The organism is Jiulongibacter sediminis (assembly GCF_001306455.1).
Taxonomy (GTDB): Bacteria; Bacteroidota; Bacteroidia; order Cytophagales; family Spirosomataceae; genus Jiulongibacter; species Jiulongibacter sediminis.
The window spans coordinates 205135-217231 of the sequence record NZ_LGTQ01000005.1; the positions used below are offsets into that span (position 1 = coordinate 205135).

7 protein-coding genes and 1 pseudogene are annotated in these 12097 nt (G+C 41.5%); 4 read left to right on the forward strand and 4 right to left on the reverse strand.

Annotation, left to right across the window (positions count from 1 at the left end):
• Nucleotide 1: 1 nt before the first annotated feature.
• Nucleotides 2-880, forward strand: coding sequence for a poly(ethylene terephthalate) hydrolase family protein (locus AFM12_RS00890; protein ID WP_157687251.1), 879 nt, complete (start codon nucleotides 2-4; stop codon nucleotides 878-880).
• 88 nt (nucleotides 881-968) lie between these two features.
• On the opposite strand, the gene AFM12_RS19645 is transcribed toward AFM12_RS00890, so the two are convergent.
• Entirely contained in the window at nucleotides 969-1226 is a 258-nt protein-coding gene (locus AFM12_RS19645) for a hypothetical protein (RefSeq protein WP_131458144.1), read from the reverse strand.
• A 348-nt stretch (nucleotides 1227-1574) separates the two neighbouring features.
• Here AFM12_RS19645 and AFM12_RS00895 point away from each other — a divergent pair, with 348 nt between their 5' ends.
• The gene (locus tag AFM12_RS00895) at nucleotides 1575-3356 is read left to right on the forward strand and encodes a DUF5640 domain-containing protein (protein ID WP_055143238.1); all 1782 of its coding nucleotides are present in this window, start codon (nucleotides 1575-1577) and stop codon (nucleotides 3354-3356) included.
• A gap of 293 nt (nucleotides 3357-3649) precedes the next feature.
• Here the strand turns inward: AFM12_RS00895 and AFM12_RS19885 are convergent.
• A pseudogene (locus AFM12_RS19885) lies at nucleotides 3650-4720 on the reverse strand (DUF3626 domain-containing protein).
• Nucleotides 4721-4985: 265 nt separating this feature from the next.
• On the opposite strand from AFM12_RS19885, the gene AFM12_RS00910 reads away from it, so the two are divergent.
• Together AFM12_RS00910 and AFM12_RS19865 are read left to right on the forward strand one after the other, a co-directional pair.
• Nucleotides 4986-5300: a hypothetical protein gene (locus AFM12_RS00910; protein WP_055143244.1), complete on the forward strand. Its 315-nt coding sequence runs from the start codon at nucleotides 4986-4988 to the stop codon at nucleotides 5298-5300.
• Between the two features lie 184 nt (nucleotides 5301-5484).
• A complete protein-coding gene (locus tag AFM12_RS19865) occupies nucleotides 5485-9162 on the forward strand; it encodes a YecA family protein (protein ID WP_055143246.1) in 3678 nt (1225 codons plus the stop codon).
• Between the two features lie 113 nt (nucleotides 9163-9275).
• Here the strand turns inward: AFM12_RS19865 and AFM12_RS00920 are convergent, their stop codons facing one another.
• Nucleotides 9276-11543 (reverse strand): xanthine dehydrogenase family protein molybdopterin-binding subunit, encoded by a 2268-nt coding sequence (locus AFM12_RS00920; protein ID WP_055143248.1) that lies wholly within the window; start codon nucleotides 11541-11543, stop codon nucleotides 9276-9278.
• Between the two features lie 10 nt (nucleotides 11544-11553).
• Nucleotides 11554-12009, reverse strand: a complete 456-nt coding sequence (locus tag AFM12_RS00925; protein ID WP_055145022.1) for a (2Fe-2S)-binding protein — start codon at nucleotides 12007-12009, stop codon at nucleotides 11554-11556.
• Nucleotides 12010-12097: the final 88 nt, after the last annotated feature.

The following is a 12097-nucleotide window of genomic DNA, read 5'->3' on the forward strand; positions in this document are numbered from 1 at the left end:
GATGAAAAAAATATTAGTCTCCTTCTTTTTTAGTTTATCCATTGCTGTTTCAGCTCAGACTGAATTGACCGTTGAAAACGGAGGTCAGGGAGCTCACAAAGCCATCATTACTTCTGATGAAAATCTCAAAGGTCATACCATCTACCGACCGGCAGAAATGAGTTCGTCAGCACCTCTACCCATCGTTTTGTTTGGAAATGGCGGCTGCATGAACAATTCAGAAGGTTATCAGAACTACCTGAATGAGATTGCCTCTCAGGGCTATTTGGTACTTGCTGTGGGGCCATTTGAGTATTTTCTGGATGATTCGCTGACCTCTGTGCGTGAGTTTACCAAGACCGAAAAGCTAATTGAGGCTCTGGACTGGGCTATCAAAGAAAATGGAACTTCAGGCAGTGCTTATTATCAGAAACTAGATACCAAAAACGTGGCTACCATGGGTCATTCTTGCGGAGGACTTCAGGCCATTGAGGCGTCTTTTGACCTACGAGTGAAAACAACCATTGTATTGAACAGCGGCATTTTGGCCAGCCCGCCACCGGAGCAATTAAGAGCCACGTTGCCTGCTCTGAGCATGGATGATCTTCAAAAGATAAAAGTGCCCGCCCTGTATCTGATTGGTGGCGAAAAAGACATCGCCTACCCAAATGCAGAGGAGAATTTTAAACTTGTAAATCATATTCCTATGGTTTTGGCCAATTACCCTGATGGTCATGGCGGCACTTATCGCGAATCACATGGTGGTGAGTTTGTTTTACCAACTATTGCCTGGTTGAACTGGCAGTTAAAAGGCCAAACTGAATCTAAAATTTACTTTGTAGGAGAGGATTGTGGTTTGTGTCAAAGAAAAGACTGGGAGGTGAAGACTAAGGGTTTGTAGTAGGGGCGAGGGTTCACCGGCCGCAGGGTCTGTGACCAAGCCACGAGGCTGCTAAGGCTTTCTGATAATTTCAGCCAATTAGAGTGCTCTAAGAAGGTTCCACCAGCGTTGCCGCGAAAGCCAGGTTTTGCCCGGTGGAGGAAGTATCGCATATAGGATTTAAGTTATAAGAACTCCTTTTTGCAGGATTAATCTCAGCGAGTAAAACTCGCTTATCGCCCCTGCAAAGGTGGAACCTTTGCAGAGCAGATGAAGACGAAGGGTTTATAGTAGAGGAAGGGTTTACCGCCCCCAGGGTTTGTGACCAAGCCGCGATGCCGCCAGGCTTCTTGATTATCTCAGCCAATAAAAGTGCTCTACGAAGGTTCCACCTTAGTTACTGCGATACCCGGGTTTCACCTGGAGGAGGATTGTCACACAGAATTGAGGGCAAGGGCAGATTTTTAGAGGACTGATCTCAGCGAGTAAAACTCGCCTGACGCTCCTGCAAAATTGGAACCATTGCAGAGCGGATTGTAAAGGAAATGGATCACTATGGAAGGCTAATATACTTTGGTACAGATTACTTGCCGCAATCAGCATTTTTATTCATTTACACTCCAAAAATCCTGAGCAAAGTCACATCTTCCTTTGACCAACTCCCTGTTCATTCTCAGATGGTTTTCTCAGCTTAGTCAACCTAAAGGCTATATCAATGAAAACCACTATAAAAATTGGAGTACTGGCACTCCTGACCATTTCCATTCAAAGCTGTTCTCTTTTCAATTTCGAAAAAGACCCTAAGACTGCAGAACCTGTTACAGGCGAATTAGTTACAGGAGCTCAAGTCGGTTTGTTAGACCTCACACTTCCCGCCACTGGAAAGGTAACTATAGGTAGTCAGGGTTCTTCGGTTTCCTTAGAAGGTATGAGTATTCGGCAAAGTGGCCCTGCTCCCTCTCAAATCAGCATTTCTGCTGCAGAAATCACCTCGCACAGTTTTGGAGAACTTATAAATCCTGTCAGTGCCCTGATCAGTATTCATGCCGTGCCACAGAATACAGACTCGCCTACCTTTTATGAAATCGTAATTCCAATTTCAGAACCCGTGGCAGATGATGAATTCATGATGGCGTTTTATTATTCGCCTGAAACGGGGAAACTGGAAGGCATACCTACGACACGCTACCGTACTGATGAACTTACCATATCTACTTCTCATTTCAGTGATATGTTTATTTCCAAAGTAAAACTGGCTTTACTTCCTGATAAAATCTTCACCGGGTTCAAACCCGAAGTAGATGGCTGGCCTTTTGTCAACTGGGGCACAGCATATAATCCCGAAGGCATCTGTGCAGGTATGTCCCTAACTGCCATGTATGCTTTTGGCACAAAAGGTGGTGGACTTTACGCCAAAGCTGATAATGACCAGAACCCGGGAAACTCTACTCCAGAGTTTTGGCAAGATGACGTCAATGGAATCATTTTCTCAAATGCTGCCCAAAACTTATACGCCCGGTTTTTCTATCAGTGGTATTCCGATTTTTGGTTAGAGGGGCTGGATGATGCCATTACTTATCGTTGTTTCGCCTACAGTATGGCTGTAACAGCTGAGCCACAATATGTAGGTATAGGTCAAAGCGGAGGCACCGGCGGCCATGCCATGGTGGTATATGCCATTGACGAAAACCAACTATTTGTTTACGATCCAAACTACCCGGCACACACCGCCAGAATCATCAATTTCAAAGCAAATACTACCGGAAGTTTTGACCCCTATAACAGCGGATCAGACGCAGAGGCCATTGCAAACGGTTATGGTGCAGCCTATGATATCATTACCTATGCTTCAAAAACCGCTATTCTGCCCTATGATCAGCTGGAACAATACTACGGCTACTATCTCAGCGGCAATTTGCATGTCAATGATTACGCCAATAAGACCCTGGAGCTGGTAATTAAGAATGAAAAGGACGTGGAACTAGTGAGAAGCAAAGAACAGAAGATAGTAGTCAATGCAAAGAATATCAAACTTGCTTATAACACTACTCCAAATTTCTCGGGAAGACTGGGAGCCTACTATTATGACTCTGATTTTAAGAGAATTACAGATGGAAACGTGACACTAGATGAAAACAAGGAAACCATCATAGGTGTGAATGTGGTGGGTAAGCTAACGGGTGAGTCTGGGTACGACTGGCTGGGATTTAAGTGGTTCTCGCTGGAATACTCAGAATTAGACCCCAATCTTTTTGGTACCTGGTATTTTGGGGAAGGTGATACTTATCAAAGCTGGACTTTCAATGAAAACGGAACTGCAAAACAAGTAGTAGCTGGCAACTCATACGACTGGAACTGGATCATAGAAGAAGGTCAAATCAAACTGTTTCTTCCAAACGCCAAACCAGCCTATTACACTTACAAAATTGAAAACGGAAAGCTCTATCTCTGGGTGGATAGTTTGAACGTATGGTCATTGCCGTTTACGAAGGCTTGATGATTTTTGAATTAATTTCTTACTAGAATAAATAGGACTTGATTTAAAAAAGTCATTATGTAAAAAACATCAAACAGAGACTAAACTGACGGCTGCCAGGAATTCCTGAGAATTCCAGCAAAGTACTATGCTTTACGAAGGTTCCACCGTCGTAGCTGCGATAGCCGAGTTCCACCCGGCGGCGGAAGTTTTATATTGAATTGAGACAGCAAGAACTACCTATTACAGAAAAGATCTCAGCGAGTAAAACTCTCCTGACGCCCCTGTAAAGGTGGAACCTTTGCAGGGCAGAATTAAGAATGATCACCCGAGGCCGGCATTTTTATTTCCTTTCCAAACCTTACAATACAATGCCATAAATATTTCAACATCTGCAAATCATCATGCTCTTTACTCATTTGCTTTGATGCTTTGCCGATTAAATAAGCATTCAGCTTCCCATACATGCCAAACTTACTGGCGTATGTGGGGACTTCTGGACCTCTGAAGTTATTTGGGAATTCAGCAACCTCTAATTCCAATCCAGAATTCCATATGAGCCCGATAGCATATTTATCACACAGATTTTCTATTTGAATGGCGATATCCGTTCCCCAATAGGAATAATCAACCACAAGGCTATCAATATCTCTATCGAGAGATATATCCCCATGAACCTGTGCCTCAATATAAAAATCAAGGTTTTGTGATCTTTTCCTGAAGTGTTTTTTGTCCTTTGCCTGAGGAAGGATTCTGTTCACTAATTGCAAGAAATCATTGACATTGGTATCCGTCTCTCCTAAAGCCGATCCCCGTATAAACAAGTCCTTTTATAATGAGGCATTTATTAATTCAAAGCTGTCAATCGTTCCTAATTCCTGAGGTAAATCGTAGGTGTCTCCATAGGAAAAAGTGGCTCTTTTCTTTACTTCCGGTCTGACTAAAAAATAACACGAACCAAATCTTGGTGAAGGTCCATCTTCTCTCAATGTTAAATTTAGAGAACCATATTTCGGACGCTCCGAAGGCTTTGCGAATTGATAAGCTTCTTTGAAAATTTCCTTTTCCCAGTTATCACGGTGACCTCCTGTAAAAGCAGAAACACTGCCTGAAGAAATACTCGTCTCAAACTGGTTTTTGTATATGTCGGATTGTAACATACCCTCAATAACGTTGGTGTCTTTGGAGAAAATGCGGTCAGGATGAAAATGCAAAGCAATTTGTGAGTACTCAATCACATTTTTACGATACGCTTCGAAAACGCCCTTGTCAATATTCGATTGACTCAGAATCATTTCTGTCATATCCATGTACTTATCCTTTCTCTCATGGATATATTCAGTGACCTTACTGATTGCACTATATTGTGATTCCGTTAATTTCATTGGTCTGGCCTTCTCAGGTGCGTTTTTAGCTTACTTCATCCGGTTCCAAGCTTTAAGTTCATGCCTGTTTCTCTGTCTAAAAGGAGTAGAATCATTCAATTTAAAACGAAAATTCTTTTCAATCACAATCCTGGCGGTTATCGGGATCAGGTTTTGCAGCGTTCGGCACCTAAGCCGGGAATGAAAGAAATGATTAGAAGGCTAAAGTCCCCAATTCCTCAACTATGAATTCAAATTCGGGGAATTTGCGTTTGATATTGCCGAAATGAAACGTGAATTCCACGATTTCGTATTTGATATCGGCGAATTTGAATTCAAATTCCATGATTTGGCGTTTGATATTGCCGAAATGAAACGTGAATTCCACGATTTCGTATTTGATATCGACGAATTTGAATTTAAAATCCAGGAATTTGAATTTGTTTTCCCCGAATTGAAACGCAAACTCTACGATCTCGGATTTGAGATTGGCGATTTCGGACTTGAGTCCATGCCCAGTGCTCTACGAAGGTTTCACCTTCGTTGTGGCAGTTTCCGGGTTTCACCCGGAGGAATGAAAATCAGCGGAGTATATCATTAACTGATTTTCAAAAGTATAGTTGAAAGCGGCTAAAGCTTGCCCAAGACCCCTGCAAAGGTGGAACCTTTGCAGAGCGTCTGGTCAAATGATTAAGGAGAGCTGGAAGAACGACTGTAAATAAGAAGCGTGGAAAGTATCTTCAGATTAAACTTATTAACTTCATTGAAATTCACTTTGAAACTTAATGAAAACGAAAAGAAATGACCCCTGTCCATGCGGCTCTGGTAAGAAATTTAAAAAATGTTGCATTGATAAGGTGACACAGGAAAAATCACCTAGCAATCATTTTGACAATTACGATCCTGTTTCAGTACTTACTGGGATGGCTGCAATAACTCTTGTTCCACAAAATCAGGATAAAATTGTTAGAGTTGAAGGAGCTATGAATGATGCTTTGAAAGATCGTAAACGTGGTTCAAAACAGATTTTCGCTACGGAAATCTCAAAAATACTAAAGGGTCACTATCCTTTAAACTCCAAGGAGGATCCAGCTGAAAACTGTTTTATCGACTTGATTACTTTTTATGGTGGTGATTATTTAATCTTTCCAGGTATAACAGAATATGGAAGCTTTGTGCTGCAACAAGTATTGCAGGTAATTTTCCTAGGTCAAGATTTTGACGATTTTCCAGAGTTCAAAGACTTTGTTTCTAAGGTGACTCAATTTATACTGGAATGTTCTAATGAGATTGCAAGGCAAAACGGAATTGCGAGATATGAGTTTATTCAATCAGATTCAACAGAATTGATAGTCCCGGATAATGACTCCCTGAATAAAACTCGGGATTATCTAAAACTCTCAAACTTAAACCTTCCATCCTTTAGTAATACCTCGCCCATTATTCCAGAAATTCTAGACCGATTTAGCTTTAGTTTAGATGAGAAGAATCAAGAAAACATTTTTGTTGATAGACCTTTCATTGAAATTGAAGGCGAGTATTATTTAATCTCTCCGACGAACTTAAGCTACTCTCTGACAAATTATATATGGAAATATGCAGATGAATTTGGCCTTAATCATAGGCTCTTAAAACTCTATAATTTACACTGTTGGAGGGATGTTCAAAAAGCATTGAGAAAGATGGGGTTTCTCAAAGGAGATGCCCGAGGTGTAAATATTGGAGATGATCAACTGGCAAGTTTCTTTCAATTTGATAGTGACAAGTTCGCTTATATTTATCTTGAAACTGAAGGAAACAATAAAGTTGAACACATAGCCAAATTTCGGGGAAAACTATCAACAAAAGATAATACTGAACAACTTAAGATATTTGAAATCGCCATAATTCCAGTATATGGCCAAGATAAGTTTAATCTCATTGAGAAAAGTGAAGCTGATATTCAACTGAGTATTCCATTACCTGAACTACTTATTCTAAATTCTTTGAAGCTGGCAGACGCTCTTGACTTATGGAAATTTGCGAGTTTGAAAATGTCAATGCTTTTAAATGGTTTTATGTTTAATTCAGTCTCTTTTCTAGACGAGTACAAAACATATGTGGATAACGATCACAGTTTCTATTCCGGTGACTATCCAATCAATGGATTGATCATTGCTCCTGGTACCGCAGTGGACTGGCGAATTAATTACAGGCAGTTAAAAGATGAACATTCTGAATATTACAATCTTGATGGGAAGATAGTAATCGTAAATGTTCGAAGAAAGAATAGATCTGAGAAGGTATACTTTGCACTTGGCTTTAAATATCTACTACTAGTACCAAATTTTAACCAACCTGTGTGGGTACAAGCTGAGGATAAAACTTATCCAAAAGAAGTCAGCTCAATTGCCCACGGTTTAACTGATACGATAGCATTTTGGTTAACTGAATTGGCTCCTTTCCTATCTGAAAAACTAGCGTTAATAGAAGATAGACCATTAAACTTCTTCTTCAAAGTTGAAGATTGGAAGCTATTTATAGGAGATATTGAAAAAATAAGTAGAGATGAGCTAGCGGCTAAAGATTTTAAACCAAGCGTTACCGAAGATTCAGTTACATTAACAATTCCTTTCCAATTCGTCCACTATGCTTACGGACCTGATAATTTAGGAGAAGCAAAATTGGTCGAGGTACTATTAGTCTCAATAATTAAATTGATGAGTATAAATGGAAATGATGTTAAACTCGATATCACTTCAATTGTTCGTAAAGTAGCTCCTCCAGGACAAAAGAAAATATTCACTACTTCATTTGGGAGTGAGAATTTATTAAGAGATCCAACAAATGTTACTGGTTTAAGGTTATTACAGAGTTTTGACATTAATAACATTTTAGACAAGCTTACTGATCTATTGGGTGAAAATTGCCCTCCAATTGGAGAAATTGAAAACAAAAATGAAAAACTAAGTCTTTTAAATAATGTAGTTCAAACAGCTCTTTTACCCTTGTTAAGAGAGCGAATTAAGGTTTTTGACTATAGCGTTTTGCTAAGAAAACTAATTCGGTTCAACGAGGCTGTTCTTTTAAGGAGAAATCAAATTGCCTTTGAGATACCCACGAAATTAGCATGTGGTTTCATGGATTCGGAATCTGAGAAGGAGCTGGAAGAGTTATTAGGGAACATTGACAAAACGGCAATTGCTCTTAGGTGTCTGATTGAGCATTTGGCTGCGGAGCCTCATTCAGGATATCGAAACCCTTCGATGACCGACATAGATGAATTGATCGCTATTATGAATCAAATTACTGAATGGTCGTCATTATTAGATCAGGTTCATTTCGACTTTTACAAGGAAAATATTGGCATACTTCCTTCAAAACGAATAGGAACTAGTAAAGAATTCCAAAAGCTAACTTTGCAATATAGAAAGATAAAGTCTCAAGAGAGAGTCAATGATGCATTGGATAATTTTCAACATTCTTTTCCAATGTTTCAAAATACTAAAAGTAATCCTCTTCCCAATGGGTTGGATTTAGCTTTTGAATACGATTATAACATATCCTTTACAAAACTATGCCTAATAATTGATGGATTTGTCGAAATCGGTTTAGCTCAAAATTCTGGTTATTGCGAATTTGACAAAACCGATTTGTATGAAAATTTGAAGAAACATGATTCAGCAATTTCTGAAAACGAAATCAATTTTGCTTTAGAATATTTGAGCTTAACTCAAAGGGGGACTGTCGACCGACTTCCAAAAGATCATAAGTTCTATGATATTATGCCTTGGAGATTTAATAGGCGACTTTCATTACTAAGAAAGCCGTTGATTCAAGTTGAAAATCCTGTTAACTCGGATGTAACTTTTTTCTGGGGAACCAAGCAATTGCTGACTAGCCGACTTTATTATCAAGAACAGTTCGAAACAAATAGATTTCGAACCATTACAAACGGGAAAATGAGCAAATACTTAGGCAAATTAGTGAAACAAAGGGATAAAAGGTTATTAAAAAATATAACTAGTATACTTAATCAAAAGCAACATTTAATAATTGATACAGAAGTTCCAATTGATGAACATTCACCTCTATATTCAAAAATTACTAAAGGCGACATTGACGTACTAGTCATTGATAATCAAAATAAAGTGATTTTAAGTTTGGAGTGTAAAAGCATCGCAGAGTCAAGAAACATTATGGAAATGGTCGGCGAGTACAATAAGTTTTATGATGGAGATCACTACATAGAAAAGCATCTCAAAAGAGATACCTGGATAAAGGAAAATCTAAAAACAATTGGAGATAACTACAAAGTTGATCTTGAAGGTTATTCTGTTCAGTCCATAATGATTACAAGTGAACAGATGTTCACTCCAATACTAAAAGGGAATCAAATAGAAATTCCGTTTTGTACTCTACTTGATATTAAGAACCGAGGTTACTCTGTGCTTTTGGAAATAGCAAATAAAGTAATCCATTAAGAAGCTCAATTTACATATTGTTACTCTTGCCCATCAATGTCCCTTCTCTACAAGGATTGACCCACAAAGTCCCCGCGTCTTTGGCGGTTATACAAATATCAGCAACCCAAAACTCACCACTTCATCGGCATCTCATAAATCCGTTTACCTGTGGCGGCATAGATGGCATTGGCCAGGGCCGGGGCGAAAGGCGGTACCGGTGGCTCACCTACCCCGGTGGGTTTGGCGGTGCTTTCCATGATGTGTACGTGAATGTTTTTCGGGGATTCCGGCATGCGGATGATTTCGTAGCCGTCGAAATTATTCTGTACTACACGGCCTTCCTTAAACGTAATGGCACTTTTCAGAGCAAAACTGGCCGCAAACTGTGCCCCACCTTCAAACTGCGATTTAATACGGTCGGTATTGACACCTGTGCCGCAATCCAAAGCATAATAGACATTCGGAATCTCCACGCTACTTCCATTCACTTTGACCTCAACGATGCAGGCCACATAAGTCAGGAAGCTTTTGTGAGCGGCAAAACCCAGAGCTGAGCCGGAAGGCAGTTTTCGGCCCCAATTGGCGTCTTCCGCTACTTTTTTGATCACCGCTTTCATACGGGCTGTTTCCCAGGGGTAATCTTCAATGCTTTCGCCGTAGTTAGGATAACCGCCGTCGGTGATTTCTTCCGCAAAGGTCAGATTCTGGTCTTCGCCTAAAAGGTCCAGAATGTTTTGCACAGGATCCATTCCTCTGGCTTCAGCGACTTCATCCAGCATAGTGCAGATGGCATAGGCCTGAGGGATATTCCGTACCGAACGCAGCCAACCGACCCGCAGGTGCGATTTGGCATCATGCGTTTCTATCTGAATGGCCGGTACCTGATAAGCGAAATCAATGGCTCCCAACATCATTTCACCTACACTTGGCTGTAGTACGGAAGTATCGGTAGTTGCCGAAATGGAAGGGTAGGCAATATGATGATTCCAGCCGGAAAGCTTGTTTTGGCTGTCAATGGTTGCCACCACCCGCTGCACACTCAAGGCGTGGAAATAATCATGATGAATATCGTCTTCACGGGTCCAGGTGACTTTGACCGGGTAACCGGATTCCTTGGCCAACAGAGCGGCTTCCACAATGAAATCGGGTTTTGATTTACGGCCAAAACCACCGCCTAATAGGGTGACATGGATGGTGATATTGCCTTTTTCCATACCCAATTCTTCTGCCAAAACATCTCTGGCTCCCTGAGGATTTTGGGTGGGTGCCCATACTTCACATTTGCCGTCTTTCACTACAGCGAGTGCCGCCGGTGGCTCCATGGTGGCGTGGGCCAAATGCGGGGCTACATAAGTATGTTCTATTACTTTTTTGGCTGAGGCTTTGGCCTGAGTAAAATTACCTCTGACGCGGCGGTCTGTTCCTTTCTTTTTAACGGATTCCTTTAATTCTGCTATTTGTTGATCAGAGTCGTATGTGGCATTGGGGCCTAAGTCCCATTCCACTTCCAGGGCTTCGCGACCTTTTATGGCCGCCCATGTATTTTCAGCGATAACGGCCACGCCACTAAGCGGTTTGCTCAATGTGGCCGGCAAACCGGGCCCTTTAATTTCAATCACCTCCAGAACCCCTGGAATAGCTTTCGCTTTTTCGGCATCAAAAGAAACTACCGAGCCACCAACTACGGGGCAACGCTTCACAACTGCGATTTTCATTCCTTCCACTGCGGCGTCAATACCATACACGGCCTTACCCGAGGCGATGTTATGACCGTCAACAATTGGTGTCGCTTTACCGATCAGCTCAAAATCTTCTACTGCTTTGAGTTGAATTTCAGAGGCTTCAGGAACTTCCAATTTTGAGGCATCTTCTACCAGTTCGCCAAAGCTTATGGATTTGCCACTGGCGGTGTGTAAAACCTCACTTTTTGCCGTGCTGCATTCGTCTTCGTTGACCTTCCATTTGGCGGCTGCTGCACGCACCAGCATTTGTCTGGCTGTAGCACCGGCTTCGCGGAAAGGTTTATAAAACATACGAATAGAGTACGAACCGTCCGTGTTTTGATCTCCGTATTTTTCGTCCGCCAAAGCCTGTTCGATATTCACTTTCTCCCAGTCGGCTCCTAATTCATCCGCTAAAACGAGTGGGAGGGAGGTTCTGATTCCCTGACCCATTTCGGTACGGTGGGCCATGATAGTGACTATGCCGTCGGTACCTATTGTGAGATAGACGTTGGGCTCAAATAAGGCCGTTTTGGCTCCTTTGGAATCGCAGCTCCAGAAACTAACTCCCAGAGCCAGTCCGCCTGAAAGTAAACTTCCGGCTTTGAGGAAATCCCGGCGGCTGGGCTTAAAAACATCGGCTTTTATCTCCTGAATATTATCTTTTGCGTATTTCATGGGTTGAAGATTAATCGTTGGATACACTTAAAATGGCAGATTTGATACGGGTATAGGTGCCGCATCGGCAAAGGTTACCCTGCATGGCTTTTTCCACTTCTGTTTCTGAAGGTTTCGGATTTTGTTTCAGCAGGGCTGCTGCGTTCATGATCTGGCCGGTCTGGCAATAACCGCATTGCGGTACTCCATGTTCCTGCCAGGCCTTTTGCAAGGGATGGTCCCCGTTTTCGGAAAGACCTTCTATGGTGGTGATTGCCTGACTTCCAACGGCGGAAACAGGAAAACTACAAGAGCGAATAGCAGCACCTTCCAAATGGACTGTGCAGGCTCCGCAGAGGCCAGCTCCGCAGCCAAATTTAGTGCCTCTTAATTCAAGAAGGTCTCTCAGTACCCAAAGTAAGGGCATGTCTTCCGGGGCATTGGTTGTATAAGACTTGCCGTTGATCTTTAATGTATATTCAGCCATTGACAATGAAATTTGAATAACGAATTTAGGGAAAATAGTCCTGAAATTGATTTCGGTAGGAGAAACTACTTTTCTGTTGATTTCAAGG